This window comes from Halomonas sp. H33-56, assembly GCF_040147035.1.
Lineage (GTDB): Bacteria > Pseudomonadota > Gammaproteobacteria > Pseudomonadales > Halomonadaceae > Halomonas > Halomonas litopenaei.
Map to the genome: position 1 here is coordinate 3,614,169 of NZ_JAMSHP010000001.1, position 21,941 is coordinate 3,636,109.

At 65.5% G+C, this 21,941-nt stretch carries 17 protein-coding genes; 4 read left to right on the plus strand and 13 right to left on the minus strand.

Annotated features, from left to right (window positions below; genetic code table 11):
- Positions 1-38 precede the first annotated feature (38 nt).
- The 3 genes from NFH98_RS15420 to ptsP are packed head-to-tail and all read right to left on the minus strand — an operon-like array spanning position 39 to position 5,685.
- A complete protein-coding gene (locus NFH98_RS15420; protein WP_045994077.1) occupies positions 39-1,802 on the minus strand; it encodes a PTS fructose-like transporter subunit IIB in 1,764 nt (587 codons plus the stop codon).
- On the minus strand, positions 1,799-2,800 hold the full coding sequence (locus NFH98_RS15425) for a 1-phosphofructokinase family hexose kinase (protein ID WP_045994078.1): 1,002 nt from the start codon (positions 2,798-2,800) through the stop codon (positions 1,799-1,801). The genes NFH98_RS15420 and NFH98_RS15425 overlap by 4 nt, the downstream gene beginning before the upstream one ends.
- The gene (gene ptsP, locus NFH98_RS15430) at positions 2,797-5,685 is read right to left on the minus strand and encodes a phosphoenolpyruvate--protein phosphotransferase (RefSeq protein ID WP_349622923.1); all 2,889 of its coding nucleotides are present in this window, start codon (positions 5,683-5,685) and stop codon (positions 2,797-2,799) included. Before ptsP ends, NFH98_RS15425 begins: the two co-directional genes overlap by 4 nt.
- A 331-nt stretch (positions 5,686-6,016) precedes the next feature.
- On the opposite strand from ptsP, the gene cra reads away from it, so the two are divergent.
- Entirely contained in the window at positions 6,017-7,015 is a 999-nt protein-coding gene (cra, locus tag NFH98_RS15435) for a catabolite repressor/activator (RefSeq protein ID WP_108132450.1), read from the plus strand.
- A 53-nt stretch (positions 7,016-7,068) separates the two neighbouring features.
- Here cra and NFH98_RS15440 read toward each other — a convergent pair whose 3' ends face one another.
- The 6 genes from NFH98_RS15440 to NFH98_RS15465 form a co-directional block, all read right to left on the minus strand.
- Positions 7,069-9,243, minus strand: a complete 2,175-nt coding sequence (locus tag NFH98_RS15440; protein ID WP_108448257.1) for an ATP-binding protein — start codon at positions 9,241-9,243, stop codon at positions 7,069-7,071.
- 166 nt (positions 9,244-9,409) lie between these two features.
- The gene (locus NFH98_RS15445) at positions 9,410-9,823 is read right to left on the minus strand and encodes a putative pterin-binding protein (protein ID WP_231498610.1); all 414 of its coding nucleotides are present in this window, start codon (positions 9,821-9,823) and stop codon (positions 9,410-9,412) included.
- A 242-nt stretch (positions 9,824-10,065) separates the two neighbouring features.
- Positions 10,066-10,884: a DUF2189 domain-containing protein gene (locus NFH98_RS15450; protein WP_045994083.1), complete on the minus strand. Its 819-nt coding sequence runs from the start codon at positions 10,882-10,884 to the stop codon at positions 10,066-10,068.
- 221 nt (positions 10,885-11,105) lie between these two features.
- Positions 11,106-11,534: a universal stress protein gene (locus NFH98_RS15455; RefSeq protein WP_045994084.1), complete on the minus strand. Its 429-nt coding sequence runs from the start codon at positions 11,532-11,534 to the stop codon at positions 11,106-11,108.
- Positions 11,535-11,545: 11 nt separating this feature from the next.
- Complete coding sequence (locus NFH98_RS15460; RefSeq protein WP_287164204.1) at positions 11,546-14,140, minus strand: TRAP transporter permease; 2,595 nt, start codon at positions 14,138-14,140, stop codon at positions 11,546-11,548.
- A gap of 213 nt (positions 14,141-14,353) precedes the next feature.
- Positions 14,354-15,337 carry a TAXI family TRAP transporter solute-binding subunit gene (locus tag NFH98_RS15465; RefSeq protein ID WP_045994086.1) on the minus strand — a complete coding sequence of 328 codons (984 nt, stop codon included), beginning with the start codon at positions 15,335-15,337 and terminating at the stop codon, positions 14,354-14,356.
- Positions 15,338-15,756: 419 nt separating this feature from the next.
- Between NFH98_RS15465 and NFH98_RS15470 the strand changes: the two genes are divergently transcribed.
- Entirely contained in the window at positions 15,757-16,623 is an 867-nt protein-coding gene (locus tag NFH98_RS15470; RefSeq protein WP_052704464.1) for a carbon-nitrogen hydrolase family protein, read from the plus strand.
- An 11-nt stretch (positions 16,624-16,634) separates the two neighbouring features.
- Positions 16,635-17,162 (plus strand): macro domain-containing protein, encoded by a 528-nt coding sequence (locus tag NFH98_RS15475; RefSeq protein ID WP_204248980.1) that lies wholly within the window; start codon positions 16,635-16,637, stop codon positions 17,160-17,162.
- Positions 17,163-17,238: 76 nt separating this feature from the next.
- Here the strand turns inward: NFH98_RS15475 and NFH98_RS15480 are convergent, their stop codons facing one another.
- The 3 genes from NFH98_RS15480 to NFH98_RS15490 form a co-directional block, all read right to left on the minus strand.
- Positions 17,239-18,534, minus strand: coding sequence for a TRAP transporter large permease (locus NFH98_RS15480; protein WP_045994088.1), 1,296 nt, complete (start codon positions 18,532-18,534; stop codon positions 17,239-17,241).
- Positions 18,524-19,000, minus strand: coding sequence for a TRAP transporter small permease (locus NFH98_RS15485; RefSeq protein WP_045994089.1), 477 nt, complete (start codon positions 18,998-19,000; stop codon positions 18,524-18,526). The genes NFH98_RS15480 and NFH98_RS15485 overlap by 11 nt, the downstream gene beginning before the upstream one ends.
- Positions 19,001-19,089: 89 nt before the next feature.
- Positions 19,090-20,121, minus strand: coding sequence for a DctP family TRAP transporter solute-binding subunit (locus NFH98_RS15490; RefSeq protein ID WP_375037969.1), 1,032 nt, complete (start codon positions 20,119-20,121; stop codon positions 19,090-19,092).
- A 414-nt stretch (positions 20,122-20,535) separates the two neighbouring features.
- On the opposite strand from NFH98_RS15490, the gene NFH98_RS15495 reads away from it, so the two are divergent.
- Entirely contained in the window at positions 20,536-21,432 is an 897-nt protein-coding gene (locus NFH98_RS15495) for a DMT family transporter (protein ID WP_348814739.1), read from the plus strand.
- On the opposite strand, the gene NFH98_RS15500 is transcribed toward NFH98_RS15495, so the two are convergent.
- On the minus strand, positions 21,429-21,938 hold the full coding sequence (locus tag NFH98_RS15500; protein ID WP_045994092.1) for a DUF192 domain-containing protein: 510 nt from the start codon (positions 21,936-21,938) through the stop codon (positions 21,429-21,431). The genes NFH98_RS15495 and NFH98_RS15500 overlap by 4 nt on opposite strands.
- Positions 21,939-21,941 lie beyond the last annotated feature (3 nt).

Below are 21,941 nucleotides of genomic sequence, written 5' to 3' on the forward strand. Positions count from 1 at the left end.
CTGGCCGTCAACCGCCGGTGAGTGCCGAGCCCCCCTTATCAGGCCCCCTCGCCCACCGGCATGGAGGCCGTCTCGCCGCGCTTGATGGCGGCGTAACCGAGCCCGGTCACCAGCGAGCCCGCGACGATCGCCAGCAGGTACCACAACACTGGAGTAATCGCATTTGGAATCAACAGCACGAATACGCCGCCGTGGGGGGCCATCAGCTTGGCGCCCACCAGCATCGAGATGGCTCCGGTGATGGCGCCGCCCAGCATGCTGATGGGAATCACCCGCAGCGGGTCCTTGGCGGCGAAGGGAATCGCGCCCTCGCTGATGAAGCACAGCCCCAGCACGAAGGAGGCCTTGCCGGCCTCGCGCTCGGGGTCGGCAAACTTGCGCCCGGCGACGAAGGTGGCGATGCCCATGCCGATCGCCGGCACCATGCCGGCGGCCATGATCGCCGCCATGGGGGCGTAGGTCTCGGAGGCGAGCAGGCCCACCCCGAAGGTGTAGGCCGCCTTGTTGACCGGCCCCCCCAGGTCGAAGCACATCATCGCGCCGAGCAGAATCCCCAGCAGCACCGCATTGGTGGAGCCCATGCTCTCGAGGAAGGCGGTCAGTGCCTCGAGCACCCCGGCCACCGGCTCACCGACCACATAGATCATCACCAGACCGGTGACCAGACTCGCGACCAGCGGGATGATCAGGATCGGCTTGAGTGACTCGACGCTGGAAGGCAGCTTGACGTAGCGGGTCACCGCCTTGGCCACGTAGCCGGCCAGAAAGCCCGCCAGGATACCGCCGATGAAGCCGGCACCGATGTTCGACGCCAGCATGCCGCCGATCATGCCCGGGGCGATGCCGGGCCGATCGGCGATGGAATAGGCGATGTAGCCAGCCAGCACCGGCACCATCAGGGCGAAGGCGGTGCCCCCACCGATCTCCATCAAGGCGGCAGGCAGGGTGCCCTCCTCCTTGAAGGCCTCGATGCCGAAGACGAAGGACAGCGCGATCAAGAGGCCCCCGGCTACCACCATGGGCAGCATGAAGGACACCCCGGTCAGCAGGTGCTTGTAGACGCCCTTCTCCTTGAAGCTCTTGGCAGACTCGGCCCTGGCGCCACCATCCGCGCTTTCCACCTGGGCCTCGATCAGCGCCGCCTCGATGGTCTGGCGCGACTTCTTCAGGGCGTTGCCGGTGGACGTGCGGTAGATCCGCTTGCCGGCAAATCGGGTGGGATCGACCTCGATATCGCAGGCCAGGATGACCAGGTCCGCCTGGGCGATCTCGTCGTCGGTCAACTGATCCTGAGCGCCCACCGAGCCCTGGGTCTCGACGCGTACCTGATGGCCGAGCCCACGCCCTGCCTCGGCCAGTGCCTCGGCGGCCATGAAGGTGTGGGCGACCCCGGTGGGACAGGCGGTCACCGCGACGATGCGCGCCTCGTCGCTGACGTCTGCAGCCACGGGGCCATTCCCTGAAGCGCTGGCCGCCTCATCATTGAGGGGGGTAAACACCTGGGCGTCACGGGCCGCCCGCTCGAGAAAGTCCGACGGGTCGCTCAGGGCATCTTCCAGGCTGCCACGATACAGGCGCTTGCCGCTGAAGCGGTGGGCCCCGGCGATGGGTTCGCCCACCGCGATCACCAGCTCGGCCGCGGCCAGGGTCTGGTGGGACAGGGTCTCGACCGGCGCCAGGCTCGAGTGCACCTCGGTGGAGAGCTGCCAGTCCTTGGCCTCGGCGGCAGGGGTCAGGCGCTGGGCGGCCAGGTAGCTCGTGACGCTGCCGCCGGGGCAGGTCGTCAACAGGATCACGTTCATGCAAGTACTCCCCGGGCTTCGACGTCATTGAGGCGCCGCACCCTGGTGTCGGAAAGAAGGTCGGTGAAATCGGAGGCGTCGGCCCGGCCCACGCCGGTGTGGCGCACCGCCTCGGCGGACAGCGCCGTGGCAAACCTCAGCGCCTGTTCCACAGGCGCCTCGCACAGCACGCCGTGCAGCATGGCGGCAAACAGGGTATCGCCGGCACATACGGTATTGGCCACCCTGACCGCAGGAGGCAGCGACTGCCACAGGCCATGCGGACCCAGCCAGGTCACACCGTCGGCACCGGCGGAAATCAGCACGTCGCCGACGCCGGCGGCGTAAAGCTCAAGGGCTGCACGCTGAACGTCGACGTCTGTTGCAATGTCACGATCCGCCCAGTCGGCCAGCTCCTCCAGGTTGGGCTTCACCGCGTCGGCCCCCGCCTTGACCGCTGCCTTGAGCGCCTCGCCGCTGGTGTCCACCCACACGGGTACGCCGGTGGCCTTGATCCGAGTGATCAGTTCGGCCAGCGCCGAAGCGCCGACTCCCGGTGGCTGGCTGCCGCCGATCATTACCGCGGCGGGGCGCAGCGCAGGCGTCGTCAGGCGCGCCTCGATGGTGGCGATCAGGCGCTGCCAGGCGTCGGCATCGACGCTGAGTCCCGGCGCATTGATATCGCTGACGCGACCGTCGGCCTCGCTCAGCTTGGTGTTGATGCGGGTGGCGCCGGGCAATCGCACAAAGGCGTCCTCGACCCCCATCTCGGCGAAGGCATCGATGAAGGGCGAGTCGTTGTCACTGCCCAGAAATCCGGTGACACAGACCGGGTGGCCCAGGGCGGCGAGCACCCGCGCCATGTTGACGCCCTTGCCGGCGGCGGTCAGCTCGACTGACTCGGCGCGGTGCAGCGCACCTGGCGTCAGCCGGTCCACAGCGACAGACAGGTCCAGCGCCGGGTTGGCCGAAATGGTCAGCACCGGTGGCTTGACGGCATTGCCGGATATCTCGCTCATTGGTTCGCCTCCAGCTCTCTGCGCACGTCCCGGGCGGTGGGAGCGGCCAATGCCAGGGCGGCGAGTTCCCGGGCCCGGGTGGTGGAGACCGACGCCAGGCGTGCCTTGACCATGGGTACCTGGCGGGCGCTCACCGACAGCTCGTCGATGCCGAGGCCAACCAGCACCGGAATCGCCTGGCGGTCGCTGGCCAGCTCACCGCACACGCCGACCCACTTGCCATGGGCATGGGCCGCCTGGACGGTCATCTGGATCAGCCGCAGCACGGCCGGGTGCAGGCCGTCGGACTCCCCGGAAAGCTCAGGATGACCACGGTCGATGGCCAGGGTGTACTGGGTCAGGTCGTTGGTGCCGATGGAGAAGAAGTCGACCTCGGGCGCCAGGCTCGGCGCCAGCAGCGCGCAGGACGGCACCTCGATCATCACGCCCAGCTGCAGGCGGTCGCCGTCTCGGCTGACGCCGAGTTCGCGCAGCACCTCATCGAAGATCGCACGGGCGGCGCGGAACTCATCCAGGTCCTTGACCATGGGCAGCATGATGCGCAGCGGCCGGCCGTCGGCGGCCTTCACCAGGGCGCTGAACTGATCGCGCAGCACCTGGGGACGCCTGAGGGCCAGACGAATGCCACGCAGGCCGAGGAAGGGGTTGTCCTCCTGGGGCAGTGGCCAGTAAGCCAGCGGCTTGTCGCCACCCACGTCCAGGGTCCGCGCCACCAGCGGGCGGCCGTCCAGAGCATCCAGGGCTTCGCGATATTCGCGCTCCTGGGTCTCCACGTCCGGCAGCGAGGCGTGGGCCATGAACAAAAACTCGGTACGCAGCAGCCCCACCCCCTCGGCGCCGCGCGATACGGCGTCGCGGGCGTGGGCGGTATTGCCCAGGTTGGCGACCACCTCCACGCGGGTACCATCCTCGGTCCGGGCGTCCTCGAAGCGAGCGTCCCAGGCACGTGCCTTGAGCGCCTCCAGCGCTTCCATGCGCGCCTCGAAGCGCTCGCGACGCGCTTGCGAGGGTGCCGGCACGACCCAGCCTTCATCGCCGTCGAGCAGCATCTCGGTGCCATTTTCGAGCGCCAGCACGCCGGCACCGGCACCGACTACCGCCGGTATCCCTAGTGCCCGGGCGAGTATCGCGCTGTGGGCGGTGGCGCCGCCCCGGGCGGTGAGGATGCCGCGGACCCGCTCGGTGTCCAGGCGGGCGACATCGGACGGACCGATATCGTCGGTCACCAGCAGGTAAGGCACGGCCGGCGGCTCGGGCAGCTCGACGTCGCACAGGATACCCAGCACACGACGGCCGACGTCACGCAGATCCGCGGCTCGTTCGGCCAGCAGGCGATCGGCCAGTTGTTCCTGGGCGCGGGCGGCGACGTCGATTGCCTGCCACCAGGCGGCCTCGGCGGAAAGCCCCTCGTCGATGCCCTCGCGCGCGGCCTGGGCCAGTTCCGGGTCTTCGAGCATTTCCTCATGCATCGACAGAATGGCGGCGACCTCGCCTCCGGCGGTCCGGGCGATCAGGGCCTTGAGCTGCTCGCCGCCCTGGGCGATGGCCCGCTCGAGGCGCTGTCGCTCTAACGCGGAGTCCGCCGCCTCGCGGGGATAGTCGAAGTCCGGGGTCTTGATCACGAAAAGCGGCGCCACCGCGAGTCCCGGCGATGCGGCCACCGCTTCCAGCGGCTGGTCGGCGGGCGGCATGCTTGCCGCCACCGGCTCCGCGACCGCCTGCTCGGCCCCGGCCTGCGACACAGCCGAAGACGCCAGTGGCGTCACCTGCTCCCCCAGACCATCGTTGATCGCCTCGACCAGCGATGTCAGCGCCTGTTCGGCACCCTCGCCTCGCGCCGACAGGATCAGCTCCTGTCCTCGTCTGGCACCAAGACCGATCACCTTGGTCAGCGACGCCGCCGACACCGGGCGTCCGCTGCCCTCGGCCAGGCGCACCTGCACGGCGACCCCGCTTTCGCGTGCCTTCTGGACCAGCACCTTGGCCGGACGAGCGTGAAGCCCATGGGCGTTGAGCAGGCGTACGCGACGACTCTGCGCCGAGCCACCTTCGCCAGCCAGCAGCGCCAGCCAGTCGTCAGCGTCCCGCTCGCGCAGATGGGCGGCGTCGGACTCATCCAGTGACGCCACCAGCGACACGATGGCGTCAGCCAGCGGGCGTCCTGCCTCGCCATGGGAGGCCAGGCACAACACCGCCTCGACGTCGCTACCCTGATGCTGGACGGGCTTGGCCGGCGTCACCGCGGCGAGTGCCGGCGTGGACACGCCGGCTTCGCTGGACGCAAGCCACAGCCCCCGTCCCAGGTGCGTCGGGATGGTGGTGACCATCTCGGCAAGATAGGCGGTATCGACCAATGCCAGCTGGCGCAGCCGCTGAGCCCCGGCCAGCGCGAGATCGAGCAGGTCGTCGGCGCGATGGCCCAGCACCAGGGTGTCCTGGTCCAGTCGCGGGCGAACCACCGGCCGAGCCAGCAGCTCGGTGATCACCTCGGCGCTGCTCGCCTGAGCCAGGCGTTCGGCGACACCGTCCCGGTCGAGCACGTGGGTCAGGCTTCTGAGGATATCCAGGTGCTCATCACTCTGGGCGGCGATGGTCACCAATACGTGAACGAGGTTGCCGTCGTGCCAGCGCACGCCCTCGGGGAACTGCAGCACCCGCACCCCGGTGCGACGCACCGCGCCTCGACTCTCGGGGGTGCCGTGGGGGATGGCGATGCCATTGCCAAGCCAGGTGGAAGACTGGGACTCCCGATCGACCAGGCCCTGGCGGTAGCCGTCATCGACCAGGCTGGCCGCCTTCAGGGTGTCAAAGGCGGCGTCGAGGGCGTGGCGCCAGCTCTCGGCACGACAATCCAGCAGGATGTCGTCGGCGTTCAGCGTCAGCATGAAGGGCTCTCCTGGGTGAGGTGCAGCGTTTCCTCACCGGTATCGGTTGAACGGTGTCGGCGAGGAGGTCCAGCGACCCGGCACTGCCGGGATGCAACAGATACAGCGCACGCCGGATGCTGGGATCACCTGGCTTCGGCAAATGCAAAATGCTCGAAAGCTGAATCGTGTCACCTCACCATGTCACAATGCTGGTACGATTCAGCGCACATGGCAAGTCGCAAAAGCTACGACTTTGGCAGGGGGACACTGCTGCCATGCCAGGTAGACTAGAGGGAATTGACACCTTGTCGCCGTGACCACGCCCGACGCCTTCAATGGAGACACCCGCATGACCTTGGCCGAAATTGCCCGCCTGGCCGGCGTTTCCCGCACCACCGCCAGCTACATCGTCAATGGCAAGGCCAGGGAGCGCCGTATTCGTCAGGACACCGTGGACCGAGTGATGGCGGTGGTGGCGGAGCATGGCTACCGTGTCGATGCCCAGGCGGCGGCCCTGCGGCGCGGCAGCAGCCGCATCCTGGGGCTGATCGTGCCGGACCTGGAAAACTCCAGCTACGCCCGCCTGGCCAAGCACCTGGAACGCGGAGCGCGGGCCCAGGGCTACCAGCTGCTGATCGTCGGCTCCGACGACCAGCCCGACAGCGAGCGGGACCTGGCCCTGTCACTGCGCGCCCAACGCTGCGAGGCGCTGATCGTGGCAAGCTGTCTGGCGCAGCCGGCGTCCTTCTATACCGAATTGATGAATGAGGGTCTGCCGATCATCGCCATCGACCGGGGCCTGCCCGAAGCGAGCTTCGCCAGCGTCGTCAGCAACGACCGCGAGGCCGCCGAACAGCTCACACGCTCGCTGATGACGCCGGCAGTCAAGAGCGTGCTATGGCTCGATGCGGTGCCGCACCTTTCGATCACCGAAGAGCGCCGCGCCGGCTTCCGCGCAGGCGTGGAGGGACGCGAGCTCGAGTGCACCCTGGAAAGCGGCGATCACTATGCCCGCGAGGAAGGCGCCAGGCTGCTGGCTGACTACATCGACAAGAAGGGACTGCCCGACGCCCTGGTAACCGCGTCCTACATTCTGCTGGAAGGCGCCCTGGACGAATTGATTGCACGCGGCGGCCTGCCCCCGCGTCTGGCCATGGCGAGTTTCGGCGACAACCGTCTGCTGGACTTTCTGCCGCTGGCGGTCAACTCCGCCGTACAGGATCATCGAGGCATCGCCGAGCAGGCCCTGGCGCTGGCGATGGATGCGGTGCGGGGTGAATACCGGGCCCAACGGGTGGTGGTTCCACGACATCCGCGCTGGCGGCGTCCCCGTCCCCAAGGCAACTGAGCCACTGAGCCGTCCACCTTCACCAGCAACACAGCGGGACGCCGAAGCCGACCTCAGGTCTGGGAGGCGCGCCTCTCGCTGCGGGCAAAGGCCGCCAGGGTGCGTTCAAGCAGCTCAGGCAGCGCATCGATGACGCCTCTGGCATCCTCGATGCAGCCATCCAGGGCACAACGCTCCAGCGCTCGCGCCGCCTCGGCCAGAGCCATGGCGCCGACGCCGGCGGCCTCGCCCCTGAGCTGATGGGCCAGTTGGGCCAGCGGCTCCTCCTCGCCTCGCCGGTAGGCGCTCTGGATCTCCGGCAAGCGTTCGCGCGCCTGTCGCCCGAACAGGTCCACCAGAGCATCCCGGCGCTCGCCCCCAAGCCCTTCGTCCAGGGCATCGAGCGTATCGGCATTGATCAGTGAGGTGATACCCCTCGGAGTCGTCGAGGTCTCGGACTCTCCCAGCAGGTGGCGCTTGAGCACCATCAGCAGCGTGCCCATCAACAGCGGCTTGGTCAGATAGTCGTTCATGCCGGCCGCCATGCAGTCCGACTCATCGTGACTGGCGCCACCAGCGGTCATCGCCACCACGGGAACCTCACTACGCCAGTCGGAAAAGCTGCGAAGGCGTCGGGTGACCTCGCGACCATCGAGGTCAGGCATCTGGACATCCATCAATATCAGGTCAAAACGGCGCTGTGAGCAGAGAGCCAGCGCTTCCTTGCCGCAGGAAGCCAGGGTAGCCGAACAGCCGAGGCGTTCCAGCATCGCGATCGCCACTTCCTGGTTGACCAGATTGTCTTCCACCACCAGCAGATCCGCCTCGGCGAGCTGTTTGGGATGCGCGCGCGCCCTGGCCACCGTCAGCGGTTGACGGCGGGGTTCGTCACAGGGCACCAGCGGCAATCGGAACCAGAAGCGACTGCCCTTGCCTCGACGGCTGTCGACCCCTATCTCGCCCCCCATGGCCACTACCAGGCGCTTGGAAATCGCGAGGCCCAGACCGGTGCCGCCATAGCGCCGGGCGACGGAGGCATCGCCCTGGCGGAAGGGCTCGAACAACTGAGGCAGCAGGGACGCCTCGACACCCTGACCGGTATCCACCACGTCGAACTGCACCCAGCCCTCGTCCACAGGCGCTACCGACAGCCTCACCATGCCGCGGTCGGTAAACTTGATGGCGTTGGCCAGCAGGTTGAGCAGCACCTGCCGAAGCCGGCCTGGGTCCCCCTGGAGTCGTGCCGGCAGCGTCTCGTCCACGTGGCCAAGCAAGCGCAACCGCTTGTCGAGTGCGCGCGGACGAAACAGCTCCAGCGCATCTTCGATCAAGGCATCGAGTGCCACCGGCTGAACATCCAGCTCCATGCGTCCTGCCTCGATCTTGGAGAAGTCGAGGATGTCATCGATCATGCCCATCAGTTGGCGGGCGCTGTCATGAATGGTGTGCGAGTAGCGGCTGGCGGGCTCCGACAGTTCGAGATCACGCAACAGTTCGCTCATGCCGATGACGCCGTTGAGCGGCGTGCGGATCTCGTGGCTCACCGTGGCCAGAAAGTCGGACTTGGCCTGACTGGCGGACTGGGCGCGCCGGGCACTGATTTCCAGTTCGCCGCTCAGCGTCTCCAGTGCCTTGCGCGAGGCCTCGTTGTCACGGGCTTCCTTGAAAAGCACGGCAAGCATGACCCCTCCGGCCAGGCTCATACCGAGGATCATCACCAGCAGCAACAGGTACAGTCGCTGCAGACGAACACGCTCTGCGGTATTGATCTCGGCCAGATGGCCATTGACGGCCATGATCAACCTTTCGGTCTCGGTGGATAGCGCGGCAAGATGCTGGTCAAGAACGGCCTCTGCCTCGCTATCGAGGGACGCCAGGGCACTGACCTCGGCATCCAGGTCCTGCATCAGGCTGATGATGATCGACAGTTGGCGACGCGCGGCCGGAGCCTCCTCGACCAGATCGTGAATGTCGCTGTGGCGAAACAGGTTCAGTCGACTGAACAACAGGTCGAACTCGAGCCTGAAGCCGGCCAGCTGTTCGGGTCCATGCTCCCCGAACAACAGGTGATTGCGCAGCAACACCACGTCTCGGTCCAGCTTGTAGGAATGCCAGGTGATATCCTCCACCACCTGGTGGGAAAGATTGTCATGGCGCCAGGCGACCAGACCGATCACCACCATGGCGGCGGCAAAGAAGGTCAGTGCCGCCACGGCACTGAATACCAGTCTCAGAGGATAGCGTCGCATACGGAACGGATGCGCCGAGCACCCTCCTCCTTGGGTCGGGAATCTGCTGGCAGAATGTTCGGGTCGACACCAGCCGACACACCGGGATCACTCACTATGGTATTGGGGCGCTGCACTCCCTGCCTTGCCTCCTGATGGCCTTCGACCGATCTCCCGGTGACATTGATCACGGGACCTCGATGGCATCTACCTGCCACACCGAACGAAACTGGACCGACTCGTTAAGTAGTTCTGGATGATCATCGAAAGGGTACAACACAAACAGCGGGCCGAAGTTTCGCACCGACATCGCTTCGCCGTCCTGCTTCATGGCCAGGATGACGTCATAGCGATAGGCATCGGAGACCGGGATATCGGCCACGAAGCCGTTCAAGGCGTGCACGCGAATGCTGTCGGCGGTGACACCGGCGGATTCCAGCACGCTGCGGAGCAGCGGCCCCTCGAAACGGCTGGCCTGGCTATGCCACGGGGTATCGGTCACCAGCGCACGACTCTCAAGATCGTCGAGCATGGCACGATCCAGCAGAAGCTGTGCATCCACATTGGTGTTCTGGATATTGCCCGATACTTTAAGCAGCACAGGCCCCTCCGGAGCTGGCAGAGGCTGGGAATGGACCTGGCCGATTCCCCCTGCTACCAACAGCCCCAGGAGGACACCCACCTGGCAAAGGAAAGCTGGCACCCGCATGACGTCTCCTGACTCTTTCTGCAGGAGTAGATTACGTGATCGAGCGCCAAAGGTCAGTCTGCGGGCCCCTCGAGCTTTGCTGGTTCAGGAAAACGCCCCCTGTCGGGGCGTCTTCACGGACCAGGTTGCCGCCCTCAGGCGCCGGGGTCGTCCAGCCGTTCGCACACCACCAGGTCTTCGTAGGCGTGCCAGCTCGCGTGCCCCAGTACCGGCAGAATCAAGGCAAGCCCGATATAGAAGGTGGCCATCCCCACCAGTACGCAGCCGGTGAGAATCGCTGCCCACAGCAGCATCGGTCGGAAATTGCGTGCCACCGAACGAATACTGGCCTCGATGCCCTCCATGAACGTCAGGTCCTGATCCATCAGGGTTGGAATCGCGACCACGCTAATGGAAAAGGCGCCAAACGCCAGCACACAGCCAAAGGCCAGCCCCACCACCAGCATGCCGAGGCCTTCCGGCGTGGTCAGAAGTGACGCATAGACCGTGGACGGATCCGGCGACTGGAGACCGAAGAACAGGGCAAACAGCAAGGTGGCCAGGCGAATCCAGGCGAGAAAGAAGATCATCATCATCACGCCCATCATGGCCAGTTGCCCGGTGTGGCCGCGCCAGGCGCCAAAGGCATCCCCCAGGGTCGGGGAGCGGCCTTCTTCCAGCGCCCTGCTGATCCCGTAGGAGCCCACCGCCACCAACGGCCCGATGAACATGAAGCCGGCCACCAGCGGCAACAGCCAATGCCACAGTCCCAGCGTCAGCGCCCCTGCCGTGACGGCGATGCTGAGCCCGACCCAGAACATGCCATAGGAAAGGCTGACCGCAGTGGCGGCCCGAAAGTCCTCGAATCCCGAAGATAACCACACCCTGGGCCGCCCCATACCGACGTTCTTGATGGAGATCTTTACCCTGGCCCCGCTCGACTCCTTGTCGTGTCGTGATGCTGCTGCACTCATCATCTACTCCCCCTTGTACCCACGGATGACGGTTGCCACCGCCCACCTGTCACGGGAGTCAAGGGGCAAGATGCGAGGTTCCTTCACGCCATCGCCGGCGCCCATCGACTCTAATTTGACTGTAGTTGATGGGCCCTGGATTCGCCTTCAACCTACGCAAGCTTACGAAAACGCCCCCTCATGTGAGGGGGCGTCGATGGCGCTAGCGCTTGTCGTCTGGGTCAACGCACGATCATCACCGAACACTTGCTGTGATGGACGACGTGCTCGGCGTTGGGGCCGATCACGTAGTCGGCGAACTTGCGCTTGGTATGCGAGGCCATGACGATCAGGTCGGCATCGATCTTCTTGCCGACCTTGATGATGGCTTCCCAGGGGGAGCCATCGGCGATGATCGCCTGAGCCGTCAGGTCCTCCGGCACGTGCTCGACGATGAAGTCATGCTGCGCCTTCTGTACCGCTTCATGGGCCTTCTTGGCGAAGTCCTTGGGGAAGTAGGACCCCACCAGCGGCATGCGGTAGTCCGGCAACACCGTCACCAGGTGCAGGCTGGCACCAAAGTTGCGGCACAGCGAGAGCGCCACCGGCAGTGCCCTCTCCCACGACGATGGCTCATTGAGATCGACCGGTAACAGGATCTTCTGGTACATGACGGACCTCCTCAGGCCGTGGCCTCAGTGGTTTCAGGGGGCCGGCGACGGCGTTGTGCCAACACGATCAGGGCGAACAGCAGAAGCGCCGGAATCCACATCAGCTCTTTCGGCCAGCGATCCACCGGTGCCTGAATCTCGACGATCTCCTGATCGAAGTCGAAGCCGAGATCCGCAGCCTGACTGCCATAGGTCACCATGTCGACGATGGCGCGACCGTCCTCGACGATCAGCTCCAGACCGAGATTGAGCAGGCGATCCTCACCGGTCTCGCCCTCTGCCACCGGCAGCGTCATGTAGGTCGTCAGCGGATCGCCGAAGGCGTCCTCGCCCTTGACCTGCAGACGCAGGGTGCTGTCCTCGTCCACGTTGCCGTAGGCCTCGACGAACTCGGACGGCGGCACACTGCGATAAGGATCATGGATGATGTCCATCCAGAAGCCCGGGCGGAACAGGGTGAAGGCCACCAGCAGCAGCAGGATGCTCTCGTACCAGCGATTGCGGGTGATCATGTAGCCCTGGGTCGCCGCGGCGAAGATCAGCATGGCGATGGTCGCCACCACGAAGATCAATACGCCCTGCAAGGGCGCCACATCGATCAGCAGCAGGTCGGTGTTGAAGATGAACAGGAACGGCAACGCGGCGGTACGCAGGCTGTAGTAGAACGCCTGGAAGCCGGTGCGGATCGGATCCCCTCCAGAAACCGCCGCGGCGGCAAAGGAGGCAAGGCCCACCGGCGGCGTGACGTCGGCCATGATGCCAAAGTAGAACACGAACAGGTGCACCGCGATCAGCGGTACCAGCAGACCATTCTGCTCACCCAGTTGCACGATCACCGGAGCCAGCAGCGCCGACACCACGATGTAGTTGGCGGTGGTCGGCAGCCCCATGCCCAGGATCAGGCTGAGAATGGCGGTGAAGAACAGAATCAGCATCAGGTTGCCCATGGACAGGATCTCGACCACGTCCGCGAGCACCAGGCCGACACCGGTCTGGGAGACCGCACCCACGATGATGCCGGCGGTGGCGGTGGCGATACCGATACCGATCATGTTGCGCGCGCCGGTCACCAGCCCCGTCCACAGGTCCAGACAGCCTTCGCGCAGATCCTTGCCAAGATCACCCCGCCCACGGAAGGCGTGCATGATCGGGCGCTGGGTCAGCATGATGAAGATCATGAACACCGTCGCCCAGAAGGCGGACAGTCCCGGTGACAGGCGCTCCACCATCAGACACCAGATCAGCACGATCACCGGCAGGATGTACTGCAGGCCTACCAGCACCGTGGGTCGGGTCTGGGGCAGCTTGTAGATAGGCTCGTTGGGATCATCGAGCTCGAGCTCGGGATAGTTTGCACCCAGCTTCAACAGCGCCACGTAGACCACCGAGAGCGCCACGGCCACCACCCAGGGAGTCGCATCACCCAGTACCGGCTTGAGCCAGCCCAGGCCGTAGTAGACACCCAGCGCCACCACCATCATCAGCAGCAGACCACCGAGGAAGCCGATCACCTTGCGTACCAGCGGCTTGGGCGGGTTGGAGCTTTCCAGCCCCTCCATGTTGGCCTTGAGCGCCTCGAGGTGAACGATGTAGATCAACGCGATATAGGAAATCAGCGCCGGCAGGAAGGCGTGCTTGATCACCTCCACGTAGGAAATGCCGACGTACTCCACCATCAGGAAGGCGGCGGCGCCCATCACCGGCGGCATGATCTGGCCATTGACCGAGGAGGACACCTCCACCGCACCGGCCTTCTCCGAGGAGAAGCCGACACGCTTCATCATCGGAATGGTGAAGGTACCGGTAGTCACGGTATTGGCGATGGACGAGCCGGAGATCAGGCCGGTCATGCCGGAGGCCACCACGGCGGCCTTGGCGGGCCCGCCCTTGTAGTGGCCCAGCAACGAGAAGGCGACCTTGATGAAGTAGTTGCCGGCACCTGCCTTGTCGAGCAGCGCGCCGAACAGCACAAACAGGAAGACGAAACTGGTCGAAACGCCCAAGGCGATACCAAACACACCCTGGGTGGTCAGCCACTGGTGATTGACCAGGCCGTAAAGGCTGACGCCACGGTGAGCGAGGATACCCGGCATCCAGGGCCCCGCCAGCGAATAGAAGATAAAGATCGAGGCGATGATCATCAGCGGCGGCCCGAGCGCCCGCCGTGTTGCCTCGAGCAGCAGAATCAGGCCGGTCACACCGACGATGACGTCCTGCAGGATGGGTGCGCCAGGACGGTCAGCCAGCTGTTCGTAGAACACGAACATGTAAGCCCCGGCGGAAGCGGCCAGAATCGCCAGCACCCAATCCTGAAGAGGAATGCGGTCCCGCGGCGAGCGCTTGGTCGCGGGGTAGGCCATGAAGGCCAGAAACAATGCAAAGGCCAGGTGAATAGAGCGCGCTTCGGTGGCGTTGAAGACGCCGACGCCGGCCATGAACGGCAACGGCGAAGCAATCCATAGCTGGAACAGCGACCATGCCGCCGCAACGCCTACCAGCAGCTTGCCGGGCGCACCCAAGGGGTTGCGCGAACCGGAGTCGCTGGAGGCGACCATGTCCTCGAGATCCACTTCGGACTGCGTGGATCTCTTGTTGTCCTCAGTCATAAGCGTGCCCTGCCTGGAAGAGGAATCGTCATGATGGAGGGCTTCGCCTCCATCCCCGAATGCCCGCTTTCGCGGGCCAGTCGTGCTGGCGCTGTCTGGTCTCTACCGAACGTCCGGTGTCGATCCATCGACGGGCCACAACGCACTGCGCGGCCGCCCAACGGCCGACCGCGCAGAGATTAGCTGGCTATTCCCCCGAGAGGGGAAGAACCCTTACTCGATCCAGCCCTGCTCGCGATAGTAACGAGCGGCACCTTCATGCAGCGGTGCGGACAGACCGTTGGATACCATGTCCTGTGGATCCAGGTTTTCGAAGGCCGGGTGCAGACGCTTGAAGCGATCGAAGTTGTCGAACACTGCCTTGACGGTCTGGTAGACCAGCTCGTCGTCGGCCTCGGCGCTGGTCACGAAGGTCGCGGCGACACCGAAGGTCTCGACGTCATCCGGGTTGCCCTTGTACAGACCGCCTGGAATGGTGGACATGGAGTAGTACGGATACTCCTCGACCAGGCCCTTGATGGCGTCGTCGTTGAGCGGCACCAGCTTGGCGTCGACGGTGGTGGTGGCTTCCTGGATGGAACCATTGGGGTGGCCGACGACGTAGGCCATGGCGTCGATGTTGTTGTCCGACAGGGCAGATGCCATCTCGGCTGCGTCGAGCTGCGAGGCCAGCGAGAAGGTGTCTTCGGTCCAGCCCTTGGCGTCCATCACCACTTCCATGGTGTTGCGCTGGCCGGAACCCGGGTTACCGATGTTGACGCGCTTGCCGGCCAGGTCATCGAGGCTCTCGATGTCGGCGTCGGCACGGGCCAGGATGGTCAGCGGCTCGCCATGCACCTTGAACACGGCACGCAGGTCTTCGTAGGCTTCGCCCTCGAAGTTGCCGGTACCGTTATAGGCCTGATACTGCACATCAGACTGGGCGACACCCATGGTCAGCTCGCCACTGCGAATACCATTGACGTTGGCCACGGAGCCACCGGTGGACGGCGCGTTACAGCGGATGCCGGTCTCTTCGCTGTTGCGATTCACAAAGCGGCAGACAGACTGGCCAACGACGTAATACACGCCGGTCTGACCCCCGGTGCCGATGGTGATGAACTGTTCTTCGTCCTGGGCCATGGCCGGGGACGTGAACATGGCGGCTCCGAGAATGGCGCTGGACAGTGCAGCGGCGGAGAAAGCATGGCGCTTCATGGTCACACCTCTTTTGGTATTGTCGACGTTGACGGCATGGACTCGTGCCTTGCCCCTCCTGGGCCAGCAAAAGATCCACCAGTCATTCCTTTTGCGATAAATTCACCTGGAGAGACCAGGCCGAATCATTGTAAAACGAGAGTTTAGCTACCGCTAACGTTTAGTGGGCGTTAATTTTTTCTGCACGCCCCTCAGGGCGTGGAGAAATATCCCTTCCCTCCCCGTCGGCCTGCAACGATGGCCAGGTACACAACGAGGACTTAAGGCGCTCGACCACTGACACTCGCGGAGCGGAAATCGAGCGTCGACGGTCTACCGTGAGCATAGCCCTTGGCACCGCTGACGCAATCGACTGCCGCCCATGTCGTCGCGCTGTCGATTCGGGTTACCCTGCCTCTTTCGCCAACTGCGAGGAATCCATGCGCCTGCTGGCTTGCCAGACCACAATCCCGGCGACCCGCAATCGGCTCGACCAGCGCGACCACCTGGACGCCCTGGCCGGGCGCCTGCGCACTGCCGCGTCGCAGCAACGCCCACAGCTGATCGTGCTGCCGGAGCTGTCGTCCCAGGAGTACGGCGAGCAGGCCTTCGAGGCGATGGATGAACTCGATGACGACCTGCAAGGGCCTGTGACAGCACACTATTGCGCGCTGGCCCGGGAACTCAGGTGCCCGATCGCCTTCGGCGTGGCGCGCAGATCACGCCGGGCCGACGGCTCCCTCTGGCGCCATATCAGCCAGGTGGTCGTCGACGCCGAGGGGCAACTGGCGGGAGCCTACGACAAGCTGCACTGCGCCCAGTTCGGCGCCAGCGCCGAGGCGGCCCACTTCAGCCCGGGCGAGCGCCTGGTGACGCTGGATATCGCCGGCTGGCGCGTCGGCTTCATGATCTGCTACGACCTCAGGTTCGGTGAGCTGGCCGCCCGCTACCGCCGGTTGGGCGTCGACCTCATGATCCACCCGGTGGCCTTCACTCGGGACTTCTCCTTCACCAGCTGGCACAGCTTCGTCATCACCCGGGCGATGGAAAACCAATGCTACTGGCTAAGCCTCAACCGGGCCGGTAACGGCTGGGGGCACTCGCTGTTGTGTCCGCCACTGGTCACCCCCGAGGCGTCGCCAGAGGTTCTGGGCGAAGAGGAAGCGTTGGTCAGCTGGCAGCTCGAGCGCGACACCCTGGAGCGTGCCAGGAAGCGGCTTCCACTGGCGGGCGACCGCCGTCAGGACATCGACCGGCTGGCCACAGGGCCGCTACCGTCACCGACGGTTACCACCGCAAGCCAATGACAGGAGTCTCCATGGACTATCCCTTGATCGAATGCATTACCGGTGACATCGCCCGCCAGGCCGACGTCGAGGCGGTGGTCAACGCAGCCAACGCCCAGCTGGAAAGCGGCGGCGGTGTGGCCGGCGCCCTTCACCGTGCCGCCGGCCCGGAGCTGGCCCAGGCCGGGCGGCCGCTGGCACCGATTCGCCCCGGCCAGGCGGTCATCACCGAAGGCTTTGCGCTGCCCAACGCCTGGGTGATCCACTGCCTCGGCCCGGTCTACGGCGTCGACGAACCGAGCGCCGAACTGCTCGCCGGCTGCTACCGAGAGGCGCTGGGCCTGGCCCAGCAGCAAGGCATCCGTCGAGTGGCGTTCCCGGCACTGTCCACCGGCGTATTCGGCTACCCGCTGAACGAGGCGGCGGAAATTGCCGTGTCCACGGTCCTGACCACCCTGCCCGCCTGCCCCGATATCGAACTGGTACGCTTCGTGCTGTTCGACGAGGCCAGCCGAGACGTCCATCAACGCTGGCTCGAGACGCTGACCGACAACGACTGAAGACCATGAACACAACAAGGCGCGAGCCATGCTCGCGCCTTGTGCCCCCACTGCCCAGGGTACTGCCCCAGGCGGCCTAGACGTTGTAACCCAGCACCCGAGGCAGCCACAGCGCGATCTCCGGGAAGATCACCACCAATGCCAGCGCCGAGGCCATCGCCGCCACGAACACCATGGCCCAGCCCAGGGTCTGCTCCAGCCTGACCTTGGCGACCTCGGTGGTCACCATCAGGTTGACCGCCACCGGCGGAGTAAACTGGCCGATGGCGATGTTCATGGCCAGCAGGATGCCGAACCACACCGGATTCCAGCCGAAGTGCTGCATCACCGGGATCAGGATCGGCATCATGATCAGGTAGATCGAGATGGCGTCCAGCAGCATGCCCGCGGCCAGCACCGCCAGCATGATCAACAGCAGCAGCAAGGTGCCGTTGTCGGATAGCCCGATGACCCACTCTGCCAGGTGACGGAAGGTGCCGAGCATGGTCCCGGACCAGGCGAAGATGCCCGCCAGGGCGATGATCAGCATGACCACCCCGGACACCACCGCCGCCTCGCCCATCAGCCCCCACAGGTCCTTGAGCGACAGCTCACGGGTCAGCACCAGGCCGACCAGGATGCCGTAGGCCACGGCGACCACCGCCGCCTCGGTGGGCGTGAACAGGCCACTGCGCAGACCGCCGAGTATGATCACCGGCGCGAACAGCGCCGGCAGCGCCTCGCGGAAGCTCTTGCCGATGGGTGGGCGCTCCATCTCGGCAGGGTCTTCCCAACCATAGCGCCGGGACAGCCACAACGCCGGAATCAGCAGCGAAGCGCCGGCCAGCACCCCGGGAAAGAGTCCGGCGGCGAACAGCGCCCGCAGATCCACTCCCGGCACCACGATGGAGTACAGGATCAAGGCCACCGAAGGCGGGATCAGGATGGCGGTAGACGCCGAGGAAGCGATCAGGGTCGCCGAGAAGGGCCGCGGATAGCCCGCGCGGGTCATGCTCGGCAGCATCACCATCGCCACCGCGGCGGCGTCGGCGGGGCCGGAGCCGCTCATGCCCCCCATGATCATGCACACCACCACCGCGACCACCGCGAGGCCACCATGGCGAGGCCCGATCAGCGCCTGGGCGAAGCGCACCAGGCGTGCCGCGACCCCCGCCCGCTCGAAGATCAGCCCGGTCAGGATAAATAGCGGAATGGCGATCAGCGGATACTTGGCCACGCTGTTGTAGGTATTGGTGCCAAGGGTCGCCAGCATCGCCGGCGACAGCCCGGTGACGATGCCCACGGCGCCGGACAGGCCCAGCGAAAAGGCCACCGGCACGCCGGCGATCAGCAGCACCAGAAAGGCGATCAGCATCCATACATCAGGCGTCATCGTGAGCACCTCCGCGCAGTCGCTCCAGGCTCGCCTGGCACTGGCGGAGGAACATCAGCCCCGACAATAGCGGCAGCCAGATCAGGTACCACCACTGGGGCAGCCCAAGTCCGGGCGACAACGACTGCCACTGGTACTCCTGCCAGGTCATGAGCGCACCGAACCAGGTGATCAGGCCCAGCACCAGCAGCCCGCACAAGCCCTGGAAGATCACCAGCAGGCGATAGCCAAGCGGCGGCAGCGCCCGCTCCAGCAGGCCGATACGGATATGGCGATGGCTTCGCAGAGCCACCGAGGCACCGGCGAAGGTCAACATGACCAGCAGAAAGACAGAAAACTCTTCGGTGAACGCAAAGGAACCACCGGTGATGTAGCGCACCACCACATTGACCAGGCTGATCGCACCGATGATCAGGATCGCCAGGGTGGCCAGGGTGCGCTCGATTCGTGCATCAGGACGTTTCATCGAGAAAGGGCGTCGGTAGGGAGTCAATCAACGCCGACCCTCGATCATGAGGGTCGGCACAAGGTTTACCGCCGCGTCAGAGCGGTTGCTCAGCGCGCGTCGATGGCGCTTCGGGCGGCCTCGACCAGGTCCTCGCCGATGCGCGGTACCCACTTCTCGTAAACCCCTTCGGTCGCCGCGACGAACGCCTCGTGCTGCTCCTCGTTCAAGTCGGTGACGGTCACTCCACGCTCCTGAATGGCCGCCAGGCGCTCGCTCTCCTGCTCGCGGGTCATGGCGATCTCCCAGGCGCCGGCTTCGACCGCGGTCTCACGCAGCAACGCCTTCTCGTCATCGGACAGGGTGCTCCAGACCTGCTGGTTGGCGGCGAAGATCAGCGGATCGTTCATGTAGTTCCACAGCGTTACGTGCTCCTGGCCGACCTGGTCGATACGCGCCACGTCGAACACCGACAGCGGGTTCTCCTGGCCATCCACCGCGCCGGTGGTCAGCGCCGGCTTGGCGTCGGCCCAGCTCATCTGGGTCGGGTTGGCGCCCAGTGCGCTGAAGGTGTCCTGGAACAGCGGCGACCCCACCACCCGGATCTTCAGGCCTTCCAGGTCCGCCGGCTCGTCGATCACGCCCTGGGAATTGGACAGCTGGCGGAAGCCGTTCTCGCCCCAGGCCAGCGGCACCACGCCCCGCGACTCGATCGCCTGGAACACCAGCTCGCCGGCCTCACCTTCGGTGATCGCGTCCACCGCGCTCTCGTCCGGCATCAGGAAGGGCAAGGAGAACAGATTGAGTTCCGGCACCTGGGGCGACCAGTTGATGGTCGAGCCCACCGCCAGGTCGATCAGCCCCGAGCGCATCGCCGAGAACTCCCGGGTCTGGTCACCGCTGACCAGCTGGGAATTGGGAAAGACCCTGAGCGTCAGCTCGCCGTCGGAACGCTCCTCGACCAGGTCAGCCCACTTCTGAGCGGCCTGGCCCCAGGGGAAGGCATCGGAAAGCACCGTGGAGACCTTGAGTTCCCGCGCTGCGACGTCCGCCGAGGCGGCCAGCGAGCCAAGGGCGATGGCCGCACCGACCAGGGTGAGAGAGAAACGAGACGGCGAGCGCGAGCCGAACAGAGATGTCATGACGTGTCCTTGCATTGATGCCCCCTTGGCCAGGCCAACGCTGACCGGCACCTGACACAAGCGCTGCATCAGAAGCCGGATCTAGCCTGGCGAAGGCTGGGGGTCGAGTGTGGTGATTAAGGGAGAAACGTATTGATCTTGTCGACTTTTCAATATGCCTGCAAACGGTAATCCGCGACAAGTGCCGCGCGATGCGCGAAAGGCCCGTTGGCCTTCGGACACGCACGCTCAGATGTCCTCGCCATGTCGTTCGTGCGAGGGCTGCACGGCTGGAGCTTGTGAGAGCGTGGACACCAAACGTCTGCGAAGGGGGTGCTAGCATGACGCGGTGAACAAGGCAGTCGAACGAAGGCGCCCCTCGGACCGGCCCAGGGGCTCTGCTATGCTGCTCGTTTTACCCATCAAGGACGACCGGTGCCCCTACGCGACCTCCTTCTCGGCCTCCTGGTCATCGTCATCTGGGCGTTGAACATCATCGTCATCAAGCTTGGCGTGTCAGACATGCCGCCCTTGCTCCTGACCACCCTGCGCCTGGCATTGGTGGCCGCGCTGCTGGTGCCCTTTCATCCGGTGGCGCGCCATCACCTGCCCTTCCTGGCACTGCTGTCGGTGACCTTCGGGGTGATGAACTTCGCCCTGCTGATCATCGGGCTCGGCCAGGCCGAGGCGGGTACCGGTGCCTTGCTGGTGCAGATGGGTACGCCCTTCGCCACCCTGCTGGCGGTGATCTTTCTCAGGGAGCGGCTCGGCGCAAAACGCCTGGTGGGACTGTTGCTGTCGTTCGGCGGCATTGGCGTGCTGGCCGGCGGGCCGACCCTGCCGGCGCCGCTGCCTACCGCACTGCTGCTGGCCAGCGCACTGGGCTGGGCGGTATCCCAGCTATTGATCAAGCTCGGACCCAAGGTCTCGCCGATGGCGATTGCCGGCTGGATCGCGCTGTTCGCCACTCCCCAACTGGCGCTGGCCTCCTGGTGGTTCGAGGACAACCACTGGCAGGCCATGCTCGACGCCGGCCTTGCGGGATGGGGGGCGGTGCTCTACACCGCCCTGATGTCCTCGATCCTGGCCTACGGCATCTGGTTTGGCTTGATCCGGCGCCACGACGTCAACCGGGTGGTACCGCTGACGCTGCTGGTGCCGGTGCTGGCGGTGATCCTCGGCATCGTGCTGCTGGGTGACAGCGTCAACGCCTACAAGCTGGGCGGTGGTGGCATGGTGGTCGCCGGGGTGGCGCTGATCGTCATCCGCTTCGGGCCTCGTCGTGCTCCCGCCACCCCGCCGGTACCCACCGCCCCCAGCAAGGACCCCTAGCCGCTGCAGCTCTCGCTGCTGCCCGGCCAGCTGACACAGTCGCCGGGACCGACGCCCAGCGCCTCGAACGTCCCGGCCTTGACCTCCAGGGCAGCGTGGTAGCGCGACGCCGGGCGGGTGGTCGGACATTCCTGGGCCTCGCCCTGGCAGGGCTCCATGCGACGAATCTCCTGGATGCGTCCGTCGGCACCGATAAAGGCGATATCCAGCGCCAGCAGGGTCTGATACATCCAGAAGCCGTTATGCACCCCCTGGGGACTGGCGTAGAGAAACAGCATGCCGGCGTCATCGGCCAGTCGCTCGCGCCCCATCAGCCCACGGTTGCGCTCCGCCGCCTCGTCGGCCACCTCGACCGTCAGACGACTCGGCCCCTGGGATCCATGGACCACCAGGGTTACCTCTTCCCTGTCGGCGGCGGCAAAGGCCGACGTCGCCAGAAAGGGAGTAGAAAACGCCACCGGCGCGAGCGCCAGGGAGCTGAGGAATCGACGGCGAGTCAGGGTCATGGA

Coding starts and splice junctions, on each gene's coding strand:
- NFH98_RS15420 (WP_045994077.1), bottom strand. CDS start 1,802: ATGAACGTGATCCTGTTGACGACCTGCCCCGGCGGCAGCGTCACGAGC.
- NFH98_RS15425 (WP_045994078.1), bottom strand. CDS start 2,800: ATGAGCGAGATATCCGGCAATGCCGTCAAGCCACCGGTGCTGACCATT.
- ptsP (WP_349622923.1), bottom strand. CDS start 5,685: ATGCTGACGCTGAACGCCGACGACATCCTGCTGGATTGTCGTGCCGAG.
- cra (WP_108132450.1), top strand. CDS start 6,017: ATGACCTTGGCCGAAATTGCCCGCCTGGCCGGCGTTTCCCGCACCACC.
- NFH98_RS15440 (WP_108448257.1), bottom strand. CDS start 9,243: ATGCGACGCTATCCTCTGAGACTGGTATTCAGTGCCGTGGCGGCACTG.
- NFH98_RS15450 (WP_045994083.1), bottom strand. CDS start 10,884: ATGAGTGCAGCAGCATCACGACACGACAAGGAGTCGAGCGGGGCCAGG.
- NFH98_RS15455 (WP_045994084.1), bottom strand. CDS start 11,534: ATGTACCAGAAGATCCTGTTACCGGTCGATCTCAATGAGCCATCGTCG.
- NFH98_RS15460 (WP_287164204.1), bottom strand. CDS start 14,140: ATGACTGAGGACAACAAGAGATCCACGCAGTCCGAAGTGGATCTCGAG.
- NFH98_RS15465 (WP_045994086.1), bottom strand. CDS start 15,337: ATGAAGCGCCATGCTTTCTCCGCCGCTGCACTGTCCAGCGCCATTCTC.
- NFH98_RS15470 (WP_052704464.1), top strand. CDS start 15,757: ATGCGCCTGCTGGCTTGCCAGACCACAATCCCGGCGACCCGCAATCGG.
- NFH98_RS15475 (WP_204248980.1), top strand. CDS start 16,635: ATGGACTATCCCTTGATCGAATGCATTACCGGTGACATCGCCCGCCAG.
- NFH98_RS15480 (WP_045994088.1), bottom strand. CDS start 18,534: ATGACGCCTGATGTATGGATGCTGATCGCCTTTCTGGTGCTGCTGATC.
- NFH98_RS15485 (WP_045994089.1), bottom strand. CDS start 19,000: ATGAAACGTCCTGATGCACGAATCGAGCGCACCCTGGCCACCCTGGCG.
- NFH98_RS15490 (WP_375037969.1), bottom strand. CDS start 20,121: ATGACATCTCTGTTCGGCTCGCGCTCGCCGTCTCGTTTCTCTCTCACC.
- NFH98_RS15500 (WP_045994092.1), bottom strand. CDS start 21,938: ATGACCCTGACTCGCCGTCGATTCCTCAGCTCCCTGGCGCTCGCGCCG.